The 24,418-nt window shown below is 62.0% G+C and carries 19 protein-coding genes, 1 other RNA gene, 1 pseudogene and 1 riboswitch; of the genes and pseudogenes, 14 read left to right on the top strand and 7 right to left on the bottom strand.

Features of this window, described 5'->3' with window-relative positions; all coding sequences use genetic code 11:
- Positions 1–1,317: pseudogene (locus tag HCZ87_RS12270) on the bottom strand (DNA polymerase III subunit gamma/tau); the annotation flags it as partial.
- A gap of 242 nt (positions 1,318–1,559) precedes the next feature.
- Here HCZ87_RS12270 and HCZ87_RS12265 point away from each other — a divergent pair.
- Positions 1,560–2,114 (top strand): protein-tyrosine phosphatase family protein, encoded by a 555-nt coding sequence (locus HCZ87_RS12265; protein ID WP_167644053.1) that lies wholly within the window; start codon positions 1,560–1,562, stop codon positions 2,112–2,114.
- Between the two features lie 16 nt (positions 2,115–2,130).
- On the opposite strand, the gene HCZ87_RS12260 is transcribed toward HCZ87_RS12265, so the two are convergent.
- The 3 genes from HCZ87_RS12260 to HCZ87_RS12250 form a co-directional block, all read right to left on the bottom strand.
- Positions 2,131–2,502: a hypothetical protein gene (locus HCZ87_RS12260; protein WP_167644051.1), complete on the bottom strand. Its 372-nt coding sequence runs from the start codon at positions 2,500–2,502 to the stop codon at positions 2,131–2,133.
- A gap of 120 nt (positions 2,503–2,622) precedes the next feature.
- Positions 2,623–2,859, bottom strand: a riboswitch (cobalamin riboswitch).
- 133 nt (positions 2,860–2,992) lie between these two features.
- An RNA gene (gene ffs / locus HCZ87_RS12255) (signal recognition particle sRNA small type) lies at positions 2,993–3,091 on the bottom strand.
- A 48-nt stretch (positions 3,092–3,139) separates the two neighbouring features.
- On the bottom strand, positions 3,140–5,029 hold the full coding sequence (locus tag HCZ87_RS12250; protein ID WP_167644050.1) for a 5'-nucleotidase C-terminal domain-containing protein: 1,890 nt from the start codon (positions 5,027–5,029) through the stop codon (positions 3,140–3,142).
- Positions 5,030–5,311: 282 nt separating this feature from the next.
- On the opposite strand from HCZ87_RS12250, the gene nudC reads away from it, so the two are divergent.
- The 3 genes from nudC to HCZ87_RS12235 all read left to right on the top strand — a co-directional run bounded on the left by nudC (position 5,312) and on the right by HCZ87_RS12235 (position 9,190).
- Positions 5,312–6,295: an NAD(+) diphosphatase gene (gene nudC / locus HCZ87_RS12245; RefSeq protein ID WP_167644048.1), complete on the top strand. Its 984-nt coding sequence runs from the start codon at positions 5,312–5,314 to the stop codon at positions 6,293–6,295.
- A 70-nt stretch (positions 6,296–6,365) separates the two neighbouring features.
- Entirely contained in the window at positions 6,366–6,833 is a 468-nt protein-coding gene (locus HCZ87_RS12240; RefSeq protein WP_167644047.1) for an SRPBCC family protein, read from the top strand.
- 299 nt (positions 6,834–7,132) lie between these two features.
- The gene (locus tag HCZ87_RS12235; protein ID WP_167644045.1) at positions 7,133–9,190 is read left to right on the top strand and encodes a bifunctional diguanylate cyclase/phosphodiesterase; all 2,058 of its coding nucleotides are present in this window, start codon (positions 7,133–7,135) and stop codon (positions 9,188–9,190) included.
- A 65-nt stretch (positions 9,191–9,255) separates the two neighbouring features.
- Here the strand turns inward: HCZ87_RS12235 and HCZ87_RS12230 are convergent, their stop codons facing one another.
- The gene (locus HCZ87_RS12230) at positions 9,256–10,086 is read right to left on the bottom strand and encodes a prephenate dehydratase (RefSeq protein WP_167644043.1); all 831 of its coding nucleotides are present in this window, start codon (positions 10,084–10,086) and stop codon (positions 9,256–9,258) included.
- Between the two features lie 120 nt (positions 10,087–10,206).
- Here HCZ87_RS12230 and HCZ87_RS12225 point away from each other — a divergent pair, with 120 nt between their 5' ends.
- The 5 genes from HCZ87_RS12225 (at position 10,207) to HCZ87_RS12205 (ending at position 16,992) form a co-directional block, all read left to right on the top strand.
- Complete coding sequence (locus HCZ87_RS12225; RefSeq protein ID WP_167644042.1) at positions 10,207–10,707, top strand: cytochrome c family protein; 501 nt, start codon at positions 10,207–10,209, stop codon at positions 10,705–10,707.
- A 268-nt stretch (positions 10,708–10,975) separates the two neighbouring features.
- Positions 10,976–12,919, top strand: coding sequence for an extracellular solute-binding protein (locus HCZ87_RS12220; protein WP_167644040.1), 1,944 nt, complete (start codon positions 10,976–10,978; stop codon positions 12,917–12,919).
- Positions 12,920–12,926: 7 nt separating this feature from the next.
- The gene (locus HCZ87_RS12215) at positions 12,927–14,015 is read left to right on the top strand and encodes a microcin C ABC transporter permease YejB (RefSeq protein WP_167644038.1); all 1,089 of its coding nucleotides are present in this window, start codon (positions 12,927–12,929) and stop codon (positions 14,013–14,015) included.
- A gap of 138 nt (positions 14,016–14,153) precedes the next feature.
- A complete protein-coding gene (locus tag HCZ87_RS12210) occupies positions 14,154–15,260 on the top strand; it encodes an ABC transporter permease (protein WP_167644036.1) in 1,107 nt (368 codons plus the stop codon).
- 133 nt (positions 15,261–15,393) lie between these two features.
- A complete protein-coding gene (locus HCZ87_RS12205) occupies positions 15,394–16,992 on the top strand; it encodes an ABC transporter ATP-binding protein (RefSeq protein WP_167644034.1) in 1,599 nt (532 codons plus the stop codon).
- A gap of 232 nt (positions 16,993–17,224) precedes the next feature.
- Here HCZ87_RS12205 and hemN read toward each other — a convergent pair whose 3' ends face one another.
- Positions 17,225–18,580 (bottom strand): oxygen-independent coproporphyrinogen III oxidase, encoded by a 1,356-nt coding sequence (gene hemN, locus HCZ87_RS12200; protein ID WP_167644033.1) that lies wholly within the window; start codon positions 18,578–18,580, stop codon positions 17,225–17,227.
- A gap of 60 nt (positions 18,581–18,640) precedes the next feature.
- Here hemN and fnrL point away from each other — a divergent pair, with 60 nt between their 5' ends.
- Positions 18,641–19,381, top strand: coding sequence for a transcriptional regulator FnrL (gene fnrL / locus HCZ87_RS12195; protein WP_167644032.1), 741 nt, complete (start codon positions 18,641–18,643; stop codon positions 19,379–19,381).
- Positions 19,382–19,617: 236 nt separating this feature from the next.
- Here fnrL and HCZ87_RS12190 read toward each other — a convergent pair whose 3' ends face one another.
- Positions 19,618–20,457, bottom strand: coding sequence for a universal stress protein (locus tag HCZ87_RS12190; RefSeq protein WP_167644031.1), 840 nt, complete (start codon positions 20,455–20,457; stop codon positions 19,618–19,620).
- 224 nt (positions 20,458–20,681) lie between these two features.
- Between HCZ87_RS12190 and ccoN the strand changes: the two genes are divergently transcribed.
- Genes ccoN through ccoP form a run of 4 tightly spaced genes read left to right on the top strand, consistent with a single transcriptional unit; the run spans position 20,682 to position 24,107 of the window.
- Positions 20,682–22,286, top strand: a complete 1,605-nt coding sequence (gene ccoN / locus HCZ87_RS12185; protein WP_167644030.1) for a cytochrome-c oxidase, cbb3-type subunit I — start codon at positions 20,682–20,684, stop codon at positions 22,284–22,286.
- A gap of 14 nt (positions 22,287–22,300) precedes the next feature.
- Positions 22,301–23,029, top strand: a complete 729-nt coding sequence (gene ccoO / locus HCZ87_RS12180; RefSeq protein WP_167644029.1) for a cytochrome-c oxidase, cbb3-type subunit II — start codon at positions 22,301–22,303, stop codon at positions 23,027–23,029.
- A 14-nt stretch (positions 23,030–23,043) separates the two neighbouring features.
- A complete protein-coding gene (locus HCZ87_RS12175; protein ID WP_167644028.1) occupies positions 23,044–23,241 on the top strand; it encodes a cbb3-type cytochrome c oxidase subunit 3 in 198 nt (65 codons plus the stop codon).
- 11 nt (positions 23,242–23,252) lie between these two features.
- Positions 23,253–24,107 carry a cytochrome-c oxidase, cbb3-type subunit III gene (gene ccoP, locus HCZ87_RS12170; RefSeq protein WP_167644027.1) on the top strand — a complete coding sequence of 285 codons (855 nt, stop codon included), beginning with the start codon at positions 23,253–23,255 and terminating at the stop codon, positions 24,105–24,107.
- Positions 24,108–24,418: the final 311 nt, after the last annotated feature.

Below are 24,418 nucleotides of genomic sequence, written 5' to 3'. Positions count from 1 at the left end.
CGGGCCCCCCGCCCGGCCCACCGCTTTTGCGTCAGTTTTAGCTGAGGGGAAAGGGGGGGGAGAGCCCCGCCCGCCGCAGGCGCCCCCATGCTCTGCATGGGGCCAGAGCCACCGGGGCCACCGGGATGCGGCGGCGGGGGCGTGTCCTGCAATTTGCGCAGCAGCTCTTCCGGGCTCGGCAGATCGGCCACATGGGTCAGGCGGATGATCGCCATCTCCGCCGCCATCATCGCATTGGGCGCAGTGGCGACTTCTTCCAGCGCCTTGAGCAACATCTGCCACATGCGCGTCAGCACCCGCATCGGCAGGCGCGTCGCCATGTCCTGACCGCGCAGACGCTCGTCAGGGCTGATGGTGGGGTCTTCCGCCGCATCGGGGGTGATCTTCACCACTGAAGCCCAATGGGTGATCGCGCAGTACCGCCATCGGGTCGGCCCCCTCGGCATATTGGCTCGACAGTTCCGTCAGCGCCGCCGCCGCATCGCCGCGCAGGATCATGTCCATCAGATCCAGCACCCGCCCCCGGTCGGCCAGCCCCAGCATCGCGCGAACTTGCTCCGCCGTGGTCTCCCCTGCGCCATGGCTGATTGCCTGATCCAGCAAGGAGGTTGCATCCCGCGCCGAGCCTTCGGCGGCGCGGGTGATCAGCGCCAGCGCGTCCTCGGCGATCTCGGCCCGCTCGGCTGTCGCGATCTTGCGCAACAGCGCGATCATCACCTCGGGCTCAATGCGGCGCAGATCAAAGCGCTGACAGCGCGACAGCACCGTCACTGGCACCTTGCGGATCTCGGTGGTGGCAAAGATGAACTTCACATGCGCCGGCGGCTCTTCCAGCGTCTTCAACAGGGCGTTGAAGGCCGAGGTGGACAGCATATGCACCTCGTCGATGATGTAGATCTTGTAGCGGGCCGAGGCAGCGCGATAGGCGACGCTGTCGATGATCTCGCGGATGTCCCCGACCCCGGTGCGCGAGGCGGCGTCCATCTCCATCACATCCACATGGCGGCCTTCCATGATCGCGAGGCAATGTTCGCATTTGCCGCAGGGCTCGGTGGTGGGGCCGCCCTGGCCGTCCTCGCCGATGCAGTTCATGCCCTTGGCGATGATCCGCGCGGTGGTGGTTTTGCCGGTGCCGCGAATGCCGGTCATGATAAAGGCCTGCGCGATGCGGTCGGCGGCAAAGGCGTTTTTCAGCGTCCGCACCATCGCATCCTGACCGACCAGATCGGCAAAGGTCTCGGGCCGGTATTTCCGCGCCAGAACCTGGTAGTTTCCGCTCTGGGGGCTGGTCGCGGTCTCGGGGCTGTGCTCGCTCATGAGGGCCTTTCGGTGGTCTTGGGGCCTGTGGCCCGGATTCGGGCCATGCAGGGGTTGAGGTGCAAACTAAGCGGCCCCGGCGGCTTCGTCCACCGCTCTTGCGCGGCGAGGGGAATGGGGGCGAGCGGAGAGGCCGATGGGGCTGCTGCGGTAGAAAATGCTATCGTTTTGAACGCAGTCGGAGCTAAGATAGGGTGTTGTGTTCTGCGGCCTGCGGGCCTGCACCCCCAGGGGGAGAGTAAATGGTTGTCCTATCCAACTCATCGCCGCAGCGGGCGAGCCAAACCCTGACGCTGCATGCGCTGTCGCTTGGCGATGGTATTCTGGCGCTTAGCCCGGCGCCGGGGGCGGGCGGCGATTATGCCGGGGATCTCCGGCTGATCCGCGAGTGGCGTCCCTCTATCGTGATCACGCTCACCACCCGGGTGGAGCATGTGATTCTCGGCATCGAATCCTTGGGCTGGGACATTCAGGGCCTCGGCAGCCGTTGGTTTCACCTGCCCGTGGAGGACTATCAGACCCCAACCGGCGACAGTCAGGCCCGCTGGACCGAGGTCAGCACTTTGGCGCGGCAGGCGATGTCCGGCGGAGGTCGGGTGTTGGTGCATTGCAGGGGCGGCTGTGGCCGCTCCGGCATGGCGGCGCTGCGGCTGCTGATCGAGAGCGGCGAACGCCCGGAGGCGGCGCTGGCACGATTGCGCGCTCAACGCCCCTGTGCCGTAGAGACCGAGGCGCAGATGGCCTGGGCCTTGGGGGCCCGCCGCAACCGGTCAAAGGCCGATACGCGGCAGGGCTAGGTGATCGCCCGGGCATCTAGCTCAGCCGGCGGGCTTCGCCAAAGGCGCGCGGCATCTCCTCCCGTGCGGCACTGGCAAAGCTCATCATCTCGGGCGACAGCATGGCATCGGCAAAGCGATCCAGCGTTTCTGTCTCGGTCGTTGGCGAGACATCGCAGAACACGCGAATGCGATGATGGCTGGCGGCAAACCGCGCCGGGCAGGCCTTTTCGCAGCCATCCAGCAGGCTCTCGCCAGTGATCTCGAAATCCTCCTGCGTCATGCCGCGCGCCTGATCCAGCGCGCCGGCTAGGGCGCGGAGCATGCGTTCGGCCGCCGGGCAGGGGCGGCCCAGATGCAAACAGGTGGTTGCCACAAAGTCGTGGGTCAGGGTGGTGTCTTTGGTCATTGTGCCCTCCGCACAGTCGATCAGTCGAGGGGCGGAGACAGGGAGGAGATTCTGCTGGCAACAGACCCAAACGGGACAAGGACGGCCATCAGACCTCATCCAGGACACCCCGCCCGGGTTCAGGTTCAAAACGGTGATGGCAGGTCTCCTGACTTGCGGGTCGCCGCGTGCCGGTCCTTCCCGGTCCGGTGCCGCTTGGGCTTTGGACCAGTGGTTATACCGGGGTGCTCGCCGCTTACAGTTGCGGGGGCAGTCACGGATTTGGCGCTGGGGGCATCCCCACATCCTCACCGTGTTCCCTTTTCATCCCGCACCACAATATATTGAGGTTTGGGAACCATCACACACATGGGTAGCGAGCGGCGTCGTGAGTCGTCAACACTGTTGTTGTGGTGGGTTCATAATTGTCTTGAATGTCGCACCAGCAGCCCGGGGCAGGTCGGATGCGGGAGGGTGCAAACACAAACCCCCGCCAGTGGCGGGGGCGTGAAAGTGAGAGGTTGGACATCGACCCAAGCGGGGCTCGTTGTGGCTGCTTCCTTCCGGACCTGACCAGGTTGGCGAGGCGCTTGCCCGCGCCAACCCCTCGAATCTCGATATAGGGAAGTGACGGAATAATGACAACCCGCCGCGCAGCTCAGAGCGTCAGGCGCAGCGACAAAAAACCGTCCGCCGCCATCATGACGCTTTGGGCAACGCTGGTTGGCAGCTCATGCAGGAAGCCGCGCGCGCCCGGACCGGTGACTGCGATCGCCTCGACGCCGAGGTTGGGGACAAAACGCCAGGGATAGGGCGGCGACGCCAATGGATCGGCTGGCAGCTCGCCGGTGACATAAGCGGCCACGGTGTCCCGTATCAATCGCGGGCGCAGCGGAACGGTCGGCGCATCGCGCAACATCCGGAAATTGCCGCCGCCACTGCTGCGATAGCTGTTGAAGGCGACGGCAAACCGCTGGCCCTCCTCCAGTGGCTGCCCCTGCCAGCGCAGATTGCGGATGCGGCCGGGGCCGTCACTCACCTGTCGGCCGCTGGCGTCGAACCGGGCGGGCGCGGTGGGGTCGATTTCGTAATCCAGCCCGAAGATCACATCGAAATTATGCCCGGCGCGCTCTGGGTTGGCGAGCAGCGCAGGCGGGGCGCCCGGCGTAAGCTGGTTGAAATAGCCCGCCGACATCTCCAGCCAGTCGCGCAATTGGCCCGGTTCGGCGATCATGCAGCGCAGCTCGTTGGGGTAAACATAGAGGTCCGCCACATGGCGGCGCGACAAGGGGCCCGCAGGCACATCGGTGTAGTTCTGTGGCCCCGCCCTGCCGCCAAACTTCCCTGGCGCCACGGCAGAAAGCACAGGCAGGCCGCGAAAATCGGAGCCGGCCAGCTCGCGGCGCAGGGCGGCGGCTTGCGCCGCGGCGGTCAGGGTCAACCCCCGGTCCTGGCCAAAGAAGGAAAAATAGGAATGCTTCGGTTGCGCGATATGGCCCACCGGTTCGGCCATCTTGACCCGCGTGCGCGCATGCAGCGGGGCCAGCGCCGCAACCAGCCGCGGATCTTCGGGCACCAGCGGCTGCACCCCCTCGGCGCTGAGGGTGCTGATCGCGCGCAGTGCGCTGTCGGAGCGGGTCACCTGCCAGCCGCCGGGGCGCAGCTCTAGCGTGAGGTCCAGCACCCCGAGGTGAGAGCCGCCAGACCCCGGCATGACCACCGGGATCTCCAGATCCGCGCTCTCTGCGGAGGGCAGCAGCAGATGGGTATGGCCGCCGACAAGCGCGTCCAGACCCGGCAGCGCCGCCAGCGGGCGCAGGGCGTTCTCCATCCCGGGAAAGGCCTCGCGTTCGCCAAGGCCGGTATGGGCCAGCGCCACCACCACATCGGCACCAGCGGCGCGCAGGGTGGCGATCGTGGAGCGGGCGCTCTCGACCATATCGTCGATCTCGACGCGGCCAAGCAGGTGATCGGCGTCCCACATCAGGGTTTGTGGTGGCAAAACCGACAGCAGCCCGATCCGAACCGGCGGCAGGCTGGCATCGGCTCCGGGCAGCGCGCGGCTCAGCAGCAGGCAGCGTTTGATCGGCAAATCCAGCGTGGGATCAAGATTGCGCAGATTGGAGCAGATCGCCGGGCAGGGCAGGGCGTCCAGCGCCTTTGTCAGCCGTGCAAGCCCAAAGTTGAACTCGTGATTGCCAAGCCCCACCGCATCATAGCCCAGCACGGAAAACGCGCGCACGGCTGCGGGCACATCGTCGGCATCGCTGTTGGTGATCTCGGCCAGCGGCGTGCCTTGCAGCCAGTCGCCATTGTCCAGCAGCAGCGATATCCCACCCTGCGCGCGCGCCTCCGCCCGCGCTGCGGCGATCAGGCTGCCGGTGCGGCTGAGCCCCAAGGCCGGGTTCGGGACATCAGCGTAATAATCATGGCTGAGAAGATTGCTGTGAACATCGGAGGTGGCCAGCAGCCGCAGCTGTGCCAGTTTTGTTTCCATCCTGTCACTGGCGCGCTCTGTCCCGGAGGCGCCAAAGTCTGATCGTTTCATTGCTCGCCATTCATGGTCGCTCAAAGCCCCGGTTTTTCCAAGGGTCTTAAAAAGTGTTAACAAGGAGAAGAGCAGGCTTGCGAAAGTGGTGAAACCTTTGCGGACGGGTTTTTTTCGGATTTTGGAAACCGTGGCATTTTTGCTTGAGTCACTGGCACGAATGCAGCACCTCAGGTGCAGATTCCACCCGGTCACGGTGGCCCGGTCGCAAGGGACGGGTCGCGACAGATGGGACGCCAGCTCTGGCGGGCGCATCAAACCACAACAAAAAGTGAGGCAGCCATGAAACGCGCAGAACATGTCACATTCGGCGGCAGCGGCCTGGATCGTGCGGCGCAGCTGCGCGGGGACCAGGCGGCATTGGATCGGCTTTGGGCGGCCTCCTCCGCGCAGGTCTTGCTGCTTTGGCGGGGCAAGCCACTGTGCCTGCGCCTGCAGGATCAGGACCGGGCCGGCAGTTTGGCCTTGTTGTCCCCCACCCATGGGGTCGTGGCCCAACGCCAGGCCGAGGCAATTTTTCTTGGGTGCAGCGAGGCGGGCGACGGGTATTTTGCGCTTGATATCAGCGACTGGAGCCCGGAGGAGGGCGACCCCGCGACGCCTGATACCTTTCTGGACCCGAGCGAGCAGCGCCATCCCGACCTGCCCGAGAATCATGTGTTTGCTGAACTTCGGGTGGTGATGACCCTGCTGACCCCGCGCGAGGCCGAGCTGGCGACCACCGCAAAGGCGCTGTTTGGCTGGCATCACTCGCATGGCTACTGCGCCTGCTGCGGGGCGCCCAGCATCATGGAGCAAGCCGGCTGGCAACGGCGCTGCCCGCGCTGCGAGGCGGCGCATTTCCCGCGCACCGATCCGGTGGTGATCATGCTGATCACATCCGGCGACCGGGTGCTATTGGGGCGCTCTCCCGGCTGGCCGGAGGGGATGTATTCGCTGCTTGCGGGATTTGTCGAGCCGGGCGAGACGCTGGAAGCCGCGGTGCGCCGCGAGGTGCTGGAGGAAACCGGCGTGCGGGTGGGGCGCGTCGCTTATCTGGCCAGCCAGCCATGGGCCTTTCCCATGTCGCTGATGTTTGGCTGTCTTGGCGAGGCGACAAGCGAAGACATCAAAGTGGATCCGACCGAGATCGAAGAGGCGTTCTGGCTGAGCCGACAGGAGGTCATGGATGTGTTCGCCGGTGACCATCCAAAAGTGCGCAGGCCGCGCAAAGGGGCAATTGCTGGCTTTCTATTGGAAAACTGGGTTGCGGATACACTCGGGTAACGGACATAGTTTATACTGAATACGCGCGCCGGATGGCGTTTTGTAAAAAGTGACGGAGCAGGCCCGAAAGATGCACTTCGAGACCCAGGAAGATATTGATCGCCCGATTGCCGATGTGTTCGCGGCTGTTACGGATTTTGACAGCTTTGAACGGGCCGCGATCCGCCGCGGGGTTGACGTGCAGCGCATCGGCGATGCGACAACGCCGTTGGACGCGCAGGCCTGGGATGCGGGGTTCCAGTTTCGCGGCAGTGCTCGCAAAATGCAGATCAAGATCCAGTCCTTGAACGCGCCGGATGCCATCACCTATGGCGCGGCGGGGAATGGCATGGTGGGCGATATGGCGCTGACCTTGCAGGAGATTGCCCCGAACCGCACGCGTATGATGGTTCAGCTGACGCTGAAGCCCAAGACTCTTGCGGCGCGGCTTCTGGTGCAATCCCTGAAATTGGCGCGCAACAAGCTGAACCGAAAATTCCGTCAGAAAGTTTCCGAATTTGCGCGCAACGCTGAGGCGCAGCCGGTGCAATCGGCCTAGGCGCAACTCTGGCCGTCAATCCGGGGCCGATCACCTGCCCTTGAACATCTGCGCGTGGCGAGGCGGGCATGTGCCTCTTGCGCTGCCCGGGCCTTAGCCGCCCGTATGGTAGGTGCGCATTGTGCGTGTTTCCTGCCCTATTGCGCTGTCTTCGCAAGCTGATCTTGGTCTTGCGATCAGGCGCGTCTTATACGTTATAATTTGAAACATATTCGCGCGTACAGCGGTGTGAATTGCGATAAATTTGTTAGTTTTCGGATGGGACAACCAAGCAGATTGGAAGGACCCGAGGATTCGCAATGTATCGTCTTTTGGACTGTATCACGCAGGAGCATATCTATTGGTTGCTGGCCACTGCTGCGGTGATCTGTGTCATCGGCTCGACCTTGTCGGTGCACATGTCCACGCGGCTGACGCAATGGACCGGCCGTCGCCGCATGGTGCAATTGCCGATGGCGGGGCTAATCACCGGGGCCACGATCTGGTCCACTCATTTCATTGCGATGCTGGCCTATGATCCCGGCTATGCGCATGGCTACGAGCCGGTTCTGACGGGCGTCTCGCTGCTGGTGGGGGTTCTGGGCGCATTTGCGGCAAATATCGGGCTGGCCTATGCAAAGGGGCTTGCGGGGGTCTATCTCGCCGGGGCGCTTTTTGGCCTGACTGTCTCTGCGATGCACTACGTCGGTATGAGCGCCTATCTTCTGCCTGGTGTGATCCATTGGGCCCTGCCGAGGGTGGTTGCCTCGACCCTGTTGGGGGTCGGATTTGGTGTGCTGAGCTATGGTTTGATCAAGCAGAACATTGGCGGCCGGGCCGGGTTGATCTGGCCTGCGCTTTTGATGGTTCTGGCGATCTGTCTGATGCATTTCACCGGCATGAGCGCGATTGAAATTCAGCTCGATTCCTCTTTGCTTGTGCCGCCCAAGACCATTTCCGATGCGTCGATGGCAGTCCTGATCTTCGGGGTCACCGGGCTGATCCTGCTGATCGCAATGGCCGCAGCCACGATCGAGGTCAACCTGGAAGGCGAATCGCGATTGCAGCTCGATCATGCGGCGCTGCATGATCCTTTGACCGGCCTGCCCAACCGGATGTGGCTGACCCGCAAGCTGGATAGGCTGGCGCGCCAGCTGGAGGCGGATGAAACCGTGCGCGCCGCAGTCCTGACGATCGATCTCAATCTCTTTAAGGAGGTCAATGACCTTTATGGTCACGCGGTGGGGGACCGGGTGCTCTGCCAGGTGGCAAGGCGGCTGGAGGCGCAGCAGGGCGAGGCTGAGTATCTGGCCCGGGTCGGGGGCGATGAATTTGTCGCGATCAAACAGGGGTTTCGCCGCATCGAGGAGGTCCAGAGCTTTGCCGAGCGGCTTCATGCGGCGATTGCGGAACCTATCGACCTGGACGAAATCTCGCTGCGTGTGGGGGCTGCCGTGGGGATCGCCTCCACGTTGGAGGACGGGCGCAAACCGGACCAGTTGCTGCATAAATCGGATGTCGCCATGTATCGGGCCAAATCTGATCCCGGCGGTCATATCTGCCTGTTCGACGATGAAATGGACCGCCGCAGCCGCGATAAGATCCAATTGGTGCATGATTTGCGGCTCGCCCTGCGCAATGATGAATTCGAGCTGGTCTACCAGCTGCAAAACACCCTGGAAACGCTCGCGCCCGTAGGCTTTGAGGTGCTGCTGCGCTGGAACCATCCAACACGCGGCCGGGTGTCACCGGGGGAGTTTATCCCGCTGGCGGAGGAAACCGGGCTGGTGCGTGACATTGGCGCCTGGGTGCTGCGCGAGGCCTGCCGAGAGGCAGCCAGCTGGGATCATCCCTACAGCATTGCGGTCAATGTGGCGCCGCAGCAATTGGTGCAGCCCTCCTTTGTCGAGGGGGTGATGGACAACCTCATGGAAACCGGCCTCGCGCCGGAGCGGCTGGAGCTGGAAATCACCGAGGCCAGCATTATCGACGATCAAGCGCATACCTTGAAGGTGATGCATCAGTTGAAATCGCTGGGCATCCGCATCGCCATGGATGATTTCGGCACTGGCTATTCTTCGCTGGCGATGTTGCAGACTTTTCCATTCGACAAAATCAAGATCGACCGGAGTTTTGTGCAGGACGTCCACAAGGACGCGCAGCGCGCGGCGATCGTGCGCTCGACCTTGCTCTTGGGCGCGGCGCTGGACATTCCGGTGCTTGCCGAGGGGGTGGAGGTGGAGGCCGAACTCAGTTTCCTGAGGCAGGAAAGCTGCACCTCGGTGCAGGGCTTCTACTTTGGTAAACCGATGAGCCGCGATGAAATGCGCCGGATCGCGTGCACGACCGAGGGTCGCGGAGCAGGCGACGCGGCCTGAGGCCATTGCCAGCATCGGCGCGGCAGCGAAGGCTTCAGAAGAATCGCCCAGCGTCGCGGCAAGCCTCAGCGGCGGTGATCGGCGGGGTAGACGCCCAGAATTTCGACATCGGTGGTGAAATAGGCCAGCTCGTCCAGCGCCAGGCGGACGTTTTCATCCTCCGGGTGGCCGTCGATATCCGCATAAAACTGCGTCGCGGTGAAAGAGCCGTTGACCATATAGCTTTCCAGCTTGGTCATGTTGACGCCATTGGTGGCAAAGCCGCCCATCGCCTTGTAGAGCGCGGCCGGGATGTTGCGCACCTGGAAGACGAAACTGGTGATCATGCCATTGTCGCCCCGACGGCTGGTGTCAGCCTCCCGCGACATGATCAGGAACCGCGTGGTGTTGTTGCTTTGGTCTTCGATATGGCGCGCCAGCACGTCGAGCCCATAGATCTCGCCCGCCAGTTCGGAGGCCAGCGCCGCGTGGGTCGGGTCGCCGCGCTCTGCCACTTCGCGGGCGGCGCGGGCGTTATCGGGGCTGACGCGGCCTCGAATGTTGTTGTTTTTCAGAAACGTGGCGCATTGCGGCAGCAGCACCAGATGGGAATGCGCCTCGCGGATATCGTCCAGTTTCGCGCCGGGCACGCCCAGCAGGTTGATATGCACCCGCACAAAGGCCTCGTCGATGATCTTGAGCCCGGAATGCGGCAGCAGCCGGTGAATATCGGCAACCCGCCCATAGGTGGTGTTTTCCACCGGCAGCATCGCCAGTTCGGCCTCGCCGTCCAAAACCGCCTGGATGGCATCCTCAAAACCGCGGCAGGGGAGCACCTCCATATCGGGCCGTTTGTCGCGGCACGCCTCATGGCTATAGGAGCCTAATTCGCCCTGGATCGCGATTTTCTGTCTCATTGATGCGTCATCTTTGCAAAAACTTGGGATTTTGGTCGTTTAGTCGCGGTGTCTATACCTTGCCAGTTGAAAGGGGAAGCCTTAGACACCCTGCAAGACAGCTGAAATGGACTCGCTATCATGTTTGACACGATGACACTCACCAAAGCGACCGCAGGCCTGTGCGGTGCATTCCTTGTGTTCCTCCTGGGCAAATGGGTTGCCGATGAACTCTACCATGTTGGTGGCCACGGCGAGGCGGCTTACGTCATCGAAGTGGCAGACGCCGGCGACGCCGCGCCCGAACCCGAAGTGGATTTCGCGACGCTGATGGCCGACGCCGATGTTGCGAAGGGCGCAAAGGTGTTCAAGAAATGCTCTGCCTGCCACAAGACCAATGGCGAAAACTCCACTGGCCCGCACCTGGATGGCGTCGTTGGACGTGATATCGCCAGCGTGGATGGCTTCTCCTATTCCGGTTCGCTCACTGGTCTGGACGGCGCCTGGACGCCGGAACACCTGGATGCGTTCCTGACCAAACCCTCCGCCTACGCGCCGGGCACCGCCATGTCCTTTGCCGGTCTGAAAAAGATCAACGACCGGGTGAACCTGATCGCCTATCTGGAGAGCCTGGAAAACTGATCCGGTTCTTTACGTGACACAGACTGAGGCCGTAGCAGGTTCTGCTGCGGCCTTTTCTGTATCTTAGGGGGCGCCACAGTGGCGAAAATCGCGGCAAACAAATGCCGATTTTGTGCTATGTTTTGCTCACACCCGGATGACGGGGCTTTCAAATTGCCGAGAGACCGCATTCTCGGCTTGAAACCCTGCTGGACCGACCTTTAGCTTTGGGGCTAAGGCAAAAAGCGCCGGCGCGACCGGGGCCGCATAATAAAAGGGGAATTGGCAGATGACGAACACAGGTGCTGATGCGACGATCAAGACAGGGTCTTTCCGCAGCTGGATCCGGCCACTCACCAGTGCCGCGTTTCTCTCCACTGCCGCCTTGCTGAGCAGCACCTCTCTGGCACAGAGCGCCGAGGATGAGAACATCATCAAGAGCTACGGCTACTCCTTTTATGGCGAGCTCGACTACCCCGAGGATTACACCCATTTCGATTATGTGAACCCGGACGCGCCCAAGGGCGGCGAGATCTCCATTCCCTTTGTCGGCACGCTGGACAGCATGAACCCCTATAACGGCAAGGGGCGGGCGCATCTGTTTTCGGTCTACCCCTATGAAAGCCTCCTGGGCGAGGCCCCCAGCGCCGGGGTGCCGGCGGATAAATATGGCCAGTCCTATTGCCTGCTCTGCGAAAGCCTGGAGTACCCGGAAGACAAAAGCTGGGTGATCTTCCACATGCGCCCGGAGGCGAAGTTCTCTGACGGCACGCCGGTCACGGCCCATGATATCGCCTTCAGCCACAATCTGATGTTGGATCAGGGGCTGAAATCCTACGCCGAGGCCGTGCGCAAGCGGATTCCCAAGGTGGAGGTGATCGACGATCACACCATCAAGTTCTATTTCGCCGACGGGATTTCCCGCCGCAGCCTGATCGAACAGGTGGGCGGCGTACCCGCGTGGTCGAAGAAATGGTTTGAGGAAACAGGCCAGCAATTGAGCGACACCTGGATCGAGGGCCCTCCGGGCTCTGGCCCCTATATCATCGACGAAATCGACCTCAGCCGCCGTATCGTGTTGAAACGCAACCCGGATTACTGGGGCAAGGATCTGCCCTTTAACGTTGGGCGCAACAATTTTGACACCATCCGGCTGGAAATCTTTGCTGATGACACCGCCTCCTTCGAGGCCTTCAAGGCGGGCGAATATACTTTCCGCTCCGAGGGCGACAGCAAGAAATGGGCGACCGGCTATGACTTCCCCAAGGTGGAGGCCGGCACGGTAAAGCTGGAAGAATTGCCGGATGGTTCGCCGCCGACACCCTCGGGGATCGTGTTCAACCTTGCCTCGCCCGAGCTGCAGGACAAACGCGTGCGCGAGGCATTGGCGCTTGCGTTCAACTTTGAATGGTCCAACGAGAGCCTGCTGAACGATCTGTTTGAACGCCGTGCCTCCTACACTCAGGACACGCCCCTGATGGCCACCGGCAAACCCGAGGGCGCGGAGCTTGCCTTCCTGCAAAACCTTGGTGACGTGGTGCCCGAAGAGCTGCTGACGCAGGATGTCTATGTGCCGGCAAAATCCGATCCGCGCCGGCTGTATGATCGTCGCAACGCCCGTCTGGCCGCCGATCTGCTGGAGGCCGCGGGTTATCTGGTTGGTGACGACGGCAAGCGGGTGGGGCCGGACGGCAAGCCCTTCACGCTGGAATTCCTGTTTTCCTCCTCCTCCACCCCGACCACTCGCGCGGTGATGGAAAACTATGTCGCCAATCTTGAAAAACTCGGGGTGAACGTGAAATTCGATGCGGTGGACACCGCGCAATACACCAGCCGCGAGCGCGACCGCGACTATGATTTGCGGGTCGGAAGCTATGCCGCCTATCTCGGCACGGGCACCGGACTGGCACAATATTATGGCTCCGAGGCCGCGAGCTACTCGCTGTTCAACCCGGCCGGGCTGGCCTCGCCCCTGGTGGATGCGATCATTGCGGTGTCGTTGCTCGCGGACAATCGCGAGGATGAGGTGACCGCCCTGACCGCGCTGGACCGGGCGCTGCGCTATGAATTCTTCATGATCCCGCTGTGGTATAACCCGGATCACTGGGTGGCCTATTACGACCAATATGACCATCCCGAGACCATCCCGCCCTATGCCTTGGGCTACCTTGATTTCTGGTGGTATGACGCGGAGAAAGCCAAAAAGCTGCGCGATGCTGGCGCGTTGAGGTAACGCGCTGATGCTCAACTACATTTTGCGGCGCCTCCTGCTGGTGATCCCGACCTTGCTCGGCATCATGGTGGTGAACTTCGCGCTGGTGCAATTTGTCCCCGGCGGCCCGGTTGAGCAGATGATTGCGCGGCTGGAGGGGGGCGGCGATGTCTTTGGCGGCTTTGCGGGGGCCACCAATGACGCGGGCGCCGAAAGTGTCGGCCAGGCCGAGAGCCAATACGCCGGGGCCCGGGGTCTGCCGCCTGAGTTCATCGAAGAGCTGGAGCGCGAGTTCGGCTTTGACAAGCCGCCGCTGGAGCGGTTCCTCAATATGATGTGGAACTACATGCGGTTCGATTTTGGCGACAGCTATTTTCGCAACATTAGCGTGATAGATCTGGTGCTGGAAAAAATGCCGGTGTCGATCTCGCTCGGCCTGTGGTCCACGCTTATCGCCTATATGATCTCGATCCCGCTGGGTGTGAAAAAGGCGCTGCGCGATGGCAGCCGCTTTGACAGCTGGACCAGTGCCGTGATCATCGCCGCCTATGCCATTCCCGGCTTTCTGTTTGCGATCCTTTTGCTGGTGCTCTTTGCCGGGGGCTCTTACTGGCAGATCTTCCCGCTCAGGGGGCTGGTTTCCGAAAACTGGTCCGAGCTGAGCCTCTTGGGCAAGATCGGCGATTACTTTTGGCACATCACCTTGCCGATCATCGCCTCGACGATCTCCGCCTTTGCGACGCTGACGCTGCTGACCAAGAACTCCTTTCTGGACGAGATCAAAAAGCAATATGTGATGACCGCGCGCGCCAAGGGGCTGACGGAAAACCGCGTGCTCTATGGGCATGTGTTTCGCAACGCCATGCTGATCGTGATTGCGGGTTTTCCCAGCGTGTTTATCTCGATCTTCTTTTCCGGCAGCGTCATCATCGAGACGATCTTTTCGCTCGATGGTATGGGGCGGCTCGGGTTCGAGGCCGCCGTGGCGCGGGATTATCCGATCGTCTTTGGCACCCTGTTCATCTTTGGCCTGATGGGGCTGGTGGTGGGGATCCTGTCGGACATCATGTATGTGCTGGTGGATCCGCGCATCGACTTTGAAAAGAGGGAGGGCTGACGCATGTGGATCTCCCTGTCGCCAAAACGCATCGCACCGTGCCCGACCTTGGGTGGGGGCAAAGCGCGTTCCGACCTGTCGGAGGTTCTGACATTTTCCGAAAGCGGGCAATCGGCCTGCGCGGAAGGGAGCTGAGCCATGGCCCTCTCCCCCCTGAACAAACGCCGCTGGAACAATTTCAAGCGCAACCGCCGCGCGCTGTGGTCGCTGTGGATCTTTGCCGTGCTTTTTGGCCTGTCGCTCTTTGCCGATGTGCTGGCCAACGACAAACCCATCCTGGTGAACTATCGCGGCAGCTATTTCACCCCGATCTGGAACTTCTACCCCGAGACCACCTTTGGCGGCGATTTCCAGACCGAGGCCGTCTATCGCGACCCGGAGGTGCAATGCCTGATTGCCTCTGGCGGCGTCGAGGATTGCTTCTACGAGCCCGACGAGATCCTCTCGCAGATCGACGCCGGAACCTATCAGGCCGAAGGCTTCGAGAAGGGTTGGGCGATCTGGCCCTTGATCCCCTATAGCTATGACACGCCGGTGGATCGCCCGGGCGCGGCGCCGCTGCCGCCCAACGGGCAGAACCTTCTGGGCACCGATGATACCAAGCGCGACGTGCTGGCGCGGGTGATCTACGGGTTCCGCCTGTCGATCGTCTTCACCCTGATCGTGACCAGCGTTGCCAGCTTTATCGGCATCTTTGCGGGGGCCATTCAGGGCTTCTTTGGTGGTTGGCTCGATCTTATCTTCCAGCGCGTGATCGAGATCTGGTCGGCAACCCCCTCGCTCTATGTGATCATCATCATGTTTGCGATATTGGGGCGCAGCTTCTGGCTCCTGGTGATCCTGATGATCCTCTTTAGCTGGACGGGCCTTGTCGGCGTGGTCCGGGCGGAATTCCTGCGGGCGCGCAACCTTGAATATGTGCGCGCGGCGCGGGCGCTGGGGGTGGGCAATATGACCATCATGTTCCGCCACATGCTGCCCAATGCAATGGTCGCGACCCTGACCATGATGCCCTTTATCGTCACCGGCACCATCGGCATGCTGGCCAGCCTCGATTTCCTCGGCTTTGGCCTGCCGTCCTCCTCGCCCTCGCTGGGCGAGATGACCTTGCAGGCGAAACAGAACCTGCAAGCGCCCTGGCTCGCCTTCACCGCGTTTTTCACCTTTGCCATCATGCTCTCGCTTCTGGTCTTCATCTTTGAAGGCGTGCGGGATGCGTTTGACCCGAGAAAGACCTTTTCATGACCTTGTCCCTGGACATTGTTCGGTTGCGCCCGGCGGCAGGCCGGGCAGTGCCCGACCGCCCCCATGGGCGGGCACTTCGTTTCCGCCCGCAGTCGGGCACTGCCCTTGGTTATATTGCGCAAAGGGGAACGCAATGACTGCGATCCTAAAGGTCACGGACCTGCGCGTCGCTTTCCGTCAGGATGGCCAGTTGACCGAGGCGGTGAAGGGCGTGTCCTTCTCCCTGGCACGGGGCGAGACCGTCGCCCTGGTGGGCGAGTCCGGTTCGGGTAAATCGGTCTCGGCGCTCTCCACGGTGCAGCTGCTGGGTGACAGCGCTGTGGTGTCGGGCTCGGTGACCTATGACGGGCAGGAGATGATCGGCGCCGATGAGCGCAGCCTGCGACGGGTGCGCGGCAATGATATCTCCTTTATCTTTCAGGAGCCGATGACCTCCCTGAATCCGCTGCACAGCATCGAAAAACAGCTGGGCGAGGCGCTGGCCCTGCATCAGGGGGTGGTGGGCAGCGAGTCGCGCACGCGCATTCTGGACCTCTTAAACAAGGTCGGCATCCCCGACGCCGAAAGCCGCCTTGGCGCCTATCCGCACCAGCTCTCTGGCGGACAACGCCAGCGGGTGATGATCGCCATGGCGCTGGCGAACAAACCCGATGTGCTGATCGCGGACGAGCCGACAACGGCGCTGGACGTGACCATCCAGGCTCAGATCCTCGATCTTCTGGCGGAGCTCAAGACCAGCGAAGGCATGGGGCTTTTGTTCATCACCCACGACCTGTCGATCGTGCGCCGCATCGCGGATCGGGTCTGCGTGATGAAATCCGGCGAAATCGTCGAAGAAGGCCCCACCGCCGCGCTGTTTGCCAATCCGCAACATCCCTACACCCAGAAACTGCTGGCGGCGGAACCCACCGGCCGCCCCGCGCCGATCCCCGAGGACGCCAAGGAGCTGGTTTCGACGAAGGATCTCAAGGTCTGGTTCCCGATCCAGCGCGGCCTGTTGAAACGCACGGTGGGCCACGTCAAGGCGGTGAACCCGATGTCCCTGTCGATCCGCGCAGGCGAGACCCTCGGCATCGTTGGCGAATCCGGCTCCGGCAAGACCACCATGGCGCTGGCGATCATGCGGCTGATCGCCTCTGAGGGCGAAGTGCGCTTTCAGGATCAGGATCTGCGGCAATGGTCCACGCGCGATCTGCGCCGGCTGCGCAAGGATATGCAGATCGTCTTTCAGGACCCCTTTGGCTCGCTGTCGCCGCGCATGACCTGCCAGCAGATCATCGCCGAGGGGCTGGCCATTCACGAGGTGGATCAACACCGCAAACCCCGCGACCTGGTGGCGGAGGTGATGGTCGAGGTCGGTCTCGACCCCGCCACCATGGACCGCTACCCGCATGAGTTCTCCGGCGGCCAGCGCCAGCGCATCGCTATCGCCCGCGCCATGGTGCTGCGCCCGAAACTGGTGGTTCTGGACGAGCCCACCTCGGCGCTGGATATGACGGTTCAGGTGCAAATCGTCGAGCTTTTGCGCGACCTGCAACAGCGCTACGGTCTGGCCTATCTCTTCATCAGCCATGATCTCAACGTGGTGCGCGCAATGTCGCATAAGATCCTGGTGATGAAAGCGGGGGATGTGGTGGAGCAAGGCCCGGCGGAGCGCATCTTTGCGTCACCCCAACAGGAGTATACGCGCCACCTGCTATCAGCGGTCACAACCGGCAGCGGTCCGACATAAGCAAAGCTGTCAGAGGCGCGTTTTCAATCCGGCGATGCCCCCCCTGCTCTTCTTCTAACCCAAAATATCCCGGGAGCACGAGGGCAGAGCCCTCGTATCCGCCAATGCAGCAGGCAGTGCGGCAGGCGCAGTCTCCAAGCCGGGGCGGGGGCTCTCCCGCCCATATTCGATCTTGCGATCTCATCTGGTTGGGCCCGGCGCCGCTTGCGCGGCGTGTGCGATCCGGCAGGCCTCAGATCGCGGAGCTATGGCCCGCCTTGCTGAGGTCATAGGCGTCAAAATGGCGCGCGATCATCCGGGTCAGGGCCTTGCCCTCAGGGCGAATGCGCAGGCCCTCGGGGCTTACCTCCAGCATCTCGGGAAAGGCGCTGGCGGCATCGCGATAAAGGGCCGTCAGCACGGCGGGGGCAATATGAAACTGCGACAGGATCTCGTCGCTGCGGATCTCGAAATCGCACATCAACATTTCGATCATCCGCCCGCGCAGGCTGTCGTCGCCCTGAAACACATGTCCGCGCCCGGTGGCGAATGTGTCGTTGCGAATGGCCTTGGTATAGGCCGAGGTCGAGGGTGCGTTCTGCGCATAGCCCTGCGGAAAGCGCGAGATCGAGGAGGCGCCGAGTCCGATCAGGACATCGGACTGATCGTCGGTATAGCCCTGAAAATTGCGCCGCAGCTTGCCGGTGCGCTGGGCGATGGAGAGCCCATCGTCGGCGGTGGCGAAATGGTCGATGCCGATTTCACGATAGCCATCCCACAGGAACAGGCGTTGCGCGGTTTCAAACAGGCGCAAGCGATCCTGCGGCGAGGGCAGGCTGTCGGTGGGGATCATATTCTGCCGCCGCGCCATCCACGGCACATGCGCATAGCCATACAGCGCCACCCGATCCGGCGAGAGGGAGAGCAGCTTTTGCACGCTCTCGGTCATGCGGGCGCGGGTCTGATGCGGCAGGCCAAAAAGGATATCGGCATTCAGGCTGGTGATACCACGGGCGCGAATCATCTCCACCGCGTCGCGGGTCATCTCAAAGGGCTGGATGCGGCCAATGGTCTCCTGAATCTTCGGATCGAAGTCCTGCACGCCGATGGAGGCGCGGTTCATCCCGGCGGCGGCCAGCGCATCAAGACGGGCGTCGTCGAACTCGTTTGGGTCGATCTCGACCGAAAACTCGCCGCGCGGTGCCATCGGGGTCACGGCAAAGACGGCCTCGGCCAGCTCCGTGATCAGATCCGGCGTCAGCAGCGTCGGGGTGCCGCCGCCCCAATGCAGCCGCGACAGGGTGACGCCCTCGGGCAGATGTTGCGCCAGAAGTGCGATTTCCTGCTTGAGGACCTCAATATAGGCGCGCACCGGAGAGTCGGATTGCGTGCCCTGGGTGCGGCAGGCGCAGAACCAGCACAATCTGCGGCAGAATGGCACATGCAGATAAAGCGAGATCTCGGCTCCCGGCTTTATCGCGTGAATCCAAGACGCAAAACGGTCCATGCCCAGCTCATTGCTGAAATGAGGCGCGGTCGGATAGCTTGTGTACCGGGGCACTTTTGCGTCGAATAGTCCGAGCCGTGCCAATTGAGATTCTTGTGTCATGCGCGTAAGGTAAGCGAAACGAGCGGTGTCAGCTTTGACACAGATCAACATGAGGCGCGCATGACCCTTGCCGAAGTCCAGACGATCCATTGCGGAGATTGCCCGATTCGCCACCGTGCGGTCTGCGCGCGATGCGACGCGGACGAGCTCGAAGAGCTGGACGGTATCAAATACTACCGCAGCTACGAGGCGGGCCAACCGGTGGTCTGGTCGGGCGATCAGATGAATTTTGTCGGCTCGGTGGTGTCGGGGATTGCGACGCTGACCCAGACGATGGAAGACGGGCGCACCCAGATGGTGGGCCTGCTCTTGCCCAGCGATTTTGTCGGACGGCCGGGGCGCGAGGGGGCCGCCTATGATGTGGTGGCGACGACAGATCTGGTAATGTGTTGTTTTCGCAAGAAACCCTTCGAGGATTTGATGGCGAAGACACCGCATATCGCCCATCGTCTGCTGGAAATGACGCTGGACGAACTGGATGCGGCGCGGGAATGGATGCTGGTGCTGGGCCGCAAGACCGCGCGCGAGAAAATCGCCAGCCTGCTGTCCATCATTGCCCGTCGGGATGCTTCGTTGACCAAAGATCCGACAAGCGGCGCGGTGAGCTTTGATCTGAAGCTGACCCGCGAGGCGATGGCGGATTACCTCGGTCTGACGTTGGAAACCGTCAGCCGCCAGATTTCCGCGCTGAAAAAATCCGGTGTCATCGTGCTGGAGGGCAAGCGGCATGTCACCGTGCCTGATATGCGCCGGCTGATCGAAGAGGCCGGCGACGACAGCGATGGCGGCTTTTGGGGCTGATGCACGCGCCGCGGGCACGCGCCCAGACGGGCGCGTGATCAACCGGTTCGCCGCTTATTTCACACAGGTCATGATGCAGCACATCACTTGCGCCGCAGGCAGCAGTCTATGCGCCTGTGGGTTGAATGCGCGTGAGGCCCCCTGAGGATCTGCTCGCCGAGGGGCCGGTCGCCTGCCTGCCGCGATGCGACAGACAGGCAGAGACTGCGATTGTCTTACGGCGCCAAGGGGCGCGATCAGTGAGCCATCAGGACCGGGACTTCGGCATGTTCCAGCATATAGCGGGTGGTGCCGCCGAGGATGGATTCGCGGAAACGGGAATGCCCATAGGCCCCCATCACGATCATTTCAGCACCGGTATCGGTGGCGTGACGGCTGAGCACGTCCGAGACCCGCGGCAGGGTCTTGCTGAGCACGTCGATCTCGCAGCTGACCCCATGGCGCGCCAGCATCTGGCACAGCATGCCGCCGGGGTCCGAGCGCTCCATGCCGTGTTGCGGCGGGTCGATCACCGCGATGCGCACAAGATCCGCAGTTTTCAGGAAGGGCAGCGCCTTGCGCACGGCGACCAGCGCTTCGATGCTTTCGTCCCAGGCGACCAGAATGGTCTTGGGCGGTAGCGGCAGCTCTGTGCCTTTTGGCATCACCAGCACCGGGGTGCGGGCCTCAAAGAGGGCGGCTTCGACGATCGGTTCCACCTCCGGGCCGTGTTCCGCGCCATAGGGCAGATCCATCACCACCATATCGCTGAACCGCGCATGATGCGCCGTCACCCGCGAGATGTCCCCCAGCGGCGTGATCGCGCTGGAGATCGAATGGGGCACGTCGCTGGCCTTGAGGCGCGATTCGACGGCGGCCTGGGTGGCTTTTACCTCGTCGCGGGCGCGCTCCATCATCGCGTTGATGGCGATCGCATTGGCGCCGCCGTCGTAGTACCCCACCCGCGTGCGATCCACGCCCAGGCAGAGCACGTCCAGGTGCCCTTCGGCCCGGCGCGCCAGCGCCTCTGCTTGCGTCAGGGCGGTGTGGTCCCCGTCCGCTGTCGAGCGCACAGTGAGAATTGTCTTATACGTCATGGTTGACCCTTTCTGGAAATCGAATGGTCGCAACTGTCGGTGCCCCGCAAAGCGCGTATTCCGGCACCGGCTCCATGAGCCACCTTGCCACATCCACAAGGCGAATATCTTGATGCAGATCAAGGTTTCGTTACTGTGGCTCTGGCATCAAGGCCGAGGAAAATCACGTCCGGGGTCTGCTCATTGGGTGGACGATTCGGGCGAACCATTCAAAGGGGCATGAAATGTCTAATTATCTCAAGCTGATAGTGCTTGGCGTGTTGACGGTCTTCTTTATGATCGCCGCCAGCTATGCCAGGGATCTGGCCTATCAGGTGCATGCGGTGATCCTCGTGTTCGTCGCTGGCGGCCTGTTTCTTTACACACTTCGCAACACCGACGAGCCGGTGGTCGCGCCCAATACCGGAGAATACTTTGACAGTGTCGTCCGCGCCGGGGTGATCGCGACCGCCTTCTGGGGCGTTGCGGGTTTCCTCGTCGGGACCTTTATCGCGTTCCAGCTTGCCTTTCCGGTGCTGAATTTCGACTGGTCCGAAGGCTTTGCCAACTTTGGCCGCCTGCGCCCGCTGCACACATCGGCGGTGATTTTTGCCTTTGGTGGCAACGCGTTGCTCGCGACCTCCTTTTTCATCGTGCAACGGACCTCGGCGGCGCGGCTTTGGGGCGGCAATCTGGCGTGGTTCGTGTTCTGGGGCTATCAGTTGTTCATCGTTCTGGCGGCGACCGGCTATCTGCTGGGCGGCACCCAGTCCAAGGAATATGCCGAGCCCGAATGGTATGTTGACCTCTGGCTGACCATCGTCTGGGTGGCCTATCTGGCGGTCTTCCTCGGCACGATCATCAAACGCAAAGAGCGCCATATCTATGTGGCGAACTGGTTCTTCCTGGCGTTTATCGTGACTGTGGCCATGCTGCATGTGGTCAACAACCTCACCATTCCGGTGTCCATCTGGGGCTCCAAATCGGTGATCCTCTGGTCCGGCGTGCAGGATGCGATGGTGCAGTGGTGGTATGGCCACAACGCTGTGGGCTTCTTCCTGACCGCAGGCTTCCTCGGCATGATGTACTACTTCATCCCGAAACAGGCGGAGCGTCCGGTCTACAGCTACAAACTGTCGATCATCCACTTCTGGGCGCTGATCTTCCTTTATATCTGGGCCGGCCCGCACCACCTGCACTATACCGCGCTGCCCGACTGGGCCTCGACGCTGGGCATGGTGTTCTCGGTGGTCCTGTGGATGCCTTCCTGGGGCGGCATGATCAACGGTTTGATGACGCTCTCGGGCGCCTGGGACAAGCTGCGCACCGATCCGGTTCTGCGGATGCTGGTGATCTCGGTCGGCTTCTACGGCATGTCCACATTCGAGGGGCCGATGATGTCGATCCGCGCGGTGAACTCGCTGAGCCACTACACCGACTGGACCATTGGTCACGTACACTCCGGTGCCCTGGGTTGGAATGGTATGATCACCTTCGGCGCGCTCTACTACCTGACGCCGGTGCTGTGGAAACGGGAACGTCTCTACTCGCTGAGCCTCGTGAGCTGGCACTTCTGGCTCGCCACCATCGGTATCGTTCTCTATGCGGCCTCCATGTGGGTGACCGGCATCATGGAAGGCCTGATGTGGCGTGAAGTTGACGCAAACGGCTTCCTCGTGTGGTCCTTTGCCGACACCGTGGCCGCGAAGTTCCCGATGTATGTGATGCGCGGTCTGGGTGGGGTCATGTTCCTCTCCGGTGCCCTGATCATGTGCTACAACCTCTGGATGACCGTTCGTCGGGCGCCGGCTAAAGAAGCCAGCCTGTCCGTCGCGGTCCCGGCTGAATAAGGAGGGCCGGAGAGATGGCTATTCTCGATAAGCATAAAATACTCGAAACCAACGCGACCCTCCTGCTGATCTGTTCCTTCCTGGTTGTCACCATCGGTGGCCTGGTGCAGATCACCCCGCTGTTCTACCTGGAGAACACAATCGAGAAGGTGGAGGGCATGCGGCCCTACACCCCCCTCGAACTGGCGGGGCGGGAGATCTACGTCCGCGAGGGCTGCTATGTCTGTCACAGTCAGATGATCCGCCCGATGCGCGACGAGGTCGAACGCTATGGCCACTACTCGCTGGCGGCGGAGTCGATGTACGATCACCCTTTCCAATGGGGCTCCAAACGCACCGGGCCGGATCTGGCCCGGGTGGGGGGGCGCTATTCGGACGACTGGCATCAGGACCACCTGCGCGACCCGCAGTCCGTGGTGCCGGAATCGGTGATGCCGAAGTATGATTTCCTCGAACGCACACAGATCGAAGGGCAATATATCGGCGATCTGATGGCCACCCAGGCAATCGTCGGTGTGCCCTATAGTGATGAGATGGTCGAACAGGCCGAACGCGACTTCCGTGCGCAGGCCGACCCGGACAGCGATTACGACGGGCTGCTGGAGCGCTATGGCGAAGCAGTGAACGTGCGGAATTTCGACGGCAAGCCGGGCGTCTCCGAGGCGGATGCCTTGATCGCCTATCTGCAAATGTTGGGCACGCTGGTCGATTTCTCGACCTTCACACCCGACGCAAGCCGCTAAGAGGAGGGCAGGTCATGGATACCTACACCCTGCTGCGCCAGTTCGCTGACAGCTGGATGCTGCTGCTCCTCTTCGTGGTGTTCCTGGGGGTTGTGTTCTGGGCCTTTCGGCCCGGATCCCGCAAGACCCACGAAGACACCGCGAATATCCCCTTCCGCCACGCGGACAAGCCTGCGGCAGATCCTGCCGCGAAATCGGAGGCCCAGCTATGAGTGATAAGGGCATGAATAAGAAAGTTGATATTCAGGACGGCGATCCGGATACCACCGGCCACGAATGGGACGGCATCAAGGAGTTCGACAACCCGCTGCCGCGCTGGTGGCTGTGGACCTTCTATGCCTGCATCATCTGGGGCATCGGCTACACCATCGCCTATCCGGCATGGCCGCTGGTGAACAGCGCCACTGCGGGGCTCTTGGACTGGTCCTCGCGGGGCAAGGTCGAAGCGGAAATTGTGGCTGTGGACGAGGCCAATGCGCCGATCAATGCCAAGCTGGTCGAGCTGGACCTGGCAGAGATCCCGGATGACCCGGAATTGTCCGGCTATGCCGTCTCTGCTGGCTCTGCGGTCTTCAAGACCTGGTGCGCACAGTGCCACGGGTCCGGTGCGGCCGGGGCCAAGGGCTATCCCAACCTTCTGGACGATGACTGGCTCTGGGGTGGCACCATGGAGGACATCCACACCACCGTAAGCCACGGGATTCGCAACGAGACTGACGAGGATGCCCGCTACTCGGCCATGCCGGCCTTCGGTCGCGACGAGCTGCTGAACGAAGACGAAGTCGAGCAGGTGGTGAACTATGTGATGTCACTCTCGGAAGAGCCGAAAGATCCGAGCTTGGTGGCCGCCGGTGCCGTGGTCTTTGAGGACAACTGCACAGCCTGCCACGGCGAGGACGCAAAAGGTGATATCTTCCAGGGCGCACCGATCTGGCTCTATGGCGGGGACTACGACACGCTGCACGAAACCGTCTGGAATGCGCGCTACGGGGTGATGCCGAATTGGAACGCCCGCCTGAGCGAAGCGGAAATCCGCGCCGTCAGCGCCTATGTGCACCAGCTGGGCGGCGGCGAGTAGACACTGCGCGCAAGACATATGCGATAGCAAAAAAAGAGGCCGCCCATTTCGGGCGGCCTTTCCAGTTGGGGGACTATGAAATCTGGTAAAAAGCGGAGCAATTGATCTGTATCAATGCCTTAGCTGCGCGGACTCGTTAGTCTTGGGGCAAGACGGAATTCTGGGCCAAGGTTGGGAAGACTATCGTGTCAGGCCCCGGTTTCCGCTCTGCCTCGCTGGTGCTCCGGCGGGTGTCTCTGGCGTCGGTCCCCCGCTTGTTCGCGCGTTTCCCGGGGGGCTGGCGCCTTTTCTCCTTTTCGCATGTGGTGTTT

Source organism: Phaeobacter sp. HF9A (assembly GCF_011806385.1).
Taxonomy (GTDB): domain Bacteria; phylum Pseudomonadota; class Alphaproteobacteria; order Rhodobacterales; family Rhodobacteraceae; genus Epibacterium.
Note: the sequence above shows the minus strand (reverse complement) of the source record. Positions and strands in the feature narration are given on the sequence as shown.

Bases quoted from the DNA above. Each gene is read 5' to 3' on its own strand.
- HCZ87_RS12265 (WP_167644053.1), top strand. From the start codon at position 1,560: ATGGTTGTCCTATCCAACTCATCGCCGCAGCGGGCGAGCCAAACCCTG.
- HCZ87_RS12260 (WP_167644051.1), bottom strand. From the start codon at position 2,502: ATGACCAAAGACACCACCCTGACCCACGACTTTGTGGCAACCACCTGT.
- HCZ87_RS12250 (WP_167644050.1), bottom strand. From the start codon at position 5,029: ATGAAACGATCAGACTTTGGCGCCTCCGGGACAGAGCGCGCCAGTGAC.
- nudC (WP_167644048.1), top strand. From the start codon at position 5,312: ATGAAACGCGCAGAACATGTCACATTCGGCGGCAGCGGCCTGGATCGT.
- HCZ87_RS12240 (WP_167644047.1), top strand. From the start codon at position 6,366: ATGCACTTCGAGACCCAGGAAGATATTGATCGCCCGATTGCCGATGTG.
- HCZ87_RS12235 (WP_167644045.1), top strand. From the start codon at position 7,133: ATGTATCGTCTTTTGGACTGTATCACGCAGGAGCATATCTATTGGTTG.
- HCZ87_RS12230 (WP_167644043.1), bottom strand. From the start codon at position 10,086: ATGAGACAGAAAATCGCGATCCAGGGCGAATTAGGCTCCTATAGCCAT.
- HCZ87_RS12225 (WP_167644042.1), top strand. From the start codon at position 10,207: ATGTTTGACACGATGACACTCACCAAAGCGACCGCAGGCCTGTGCGGT.
- HCZ87_RS12220 (WP_167644040.1), top strand. From the start codon at position 10,976: ATGACGAACACAGGTGCTGATGCGACGATCAAGACAGGGTCTTTCCGC.
- HCZ87_RS12215 (WP_167644038.1), top strand. From the start codon at position 12,927: ATGCTCAACTACATTTTGCGGCGCCTCCTGCTGGTGATCCCGACCTTG.
- HCZ87_RS12210 (WP_167644036.1), top strand. From the start codon at position 14,154: ATGGCCCTCTCCCCCCTGAACAAACGCCGCTGGAACAATTTCAAGCGC.
- HCZ87_RS12205 (WP_167644034.1), top strand. From the start codon at position 15,394: ATGACTGCGATCCTAAAGGTCACGGACCTGCGCGTCGCTTTCCGTCAG.
- hemN (WP_167644033.1), bottom strand. From the start codon at position 18,580: ATGACACAAGAATCTCAATTGGCACGGCTCGGACTATTCGACGCAAAA.
- fnrL (WP_167644032.1), top strand. From the start codon at position 18,641: ATGACCCTTGCCGAAGTCCAGACGATCCATTGCGGAGATTGCCCGATT.
- HCZ87_RS12190 (WP_167644031.1), bottom strand. From the start codon at position 20,457: ATGACGTATAAGACAATTCTCACTGTGCGCTCGACAGCGGACGGGGAC.
- ccoN (WP_167644030.1), top strand. From the start codon at position 20,682: ATGTCTAATTATCTCAAGCTGATAGTGCTTGGCGTGTTGACGGTCTTC.
- ccoO (WP_167644029.1), top strand. From the start codon at position 22,301: ATGGCTATTCTCGATAAGCATAAAATACTCGAAACCAACGCGACCCTC.
- HCZ87_RS12175 (WP_167644028.1), top strand. From the start codon at position 23,044: ATGGATACCTACACCCTGCTGCGCCAGTTCGCTGACAGCTGGATGCTG.
- ccoP (WP_167644027.1), top strand. From the start codon at position 23,253: ATGAATAAGAAAGTTGATATTCAGGACGGCGATCCGGATACCACCGGC.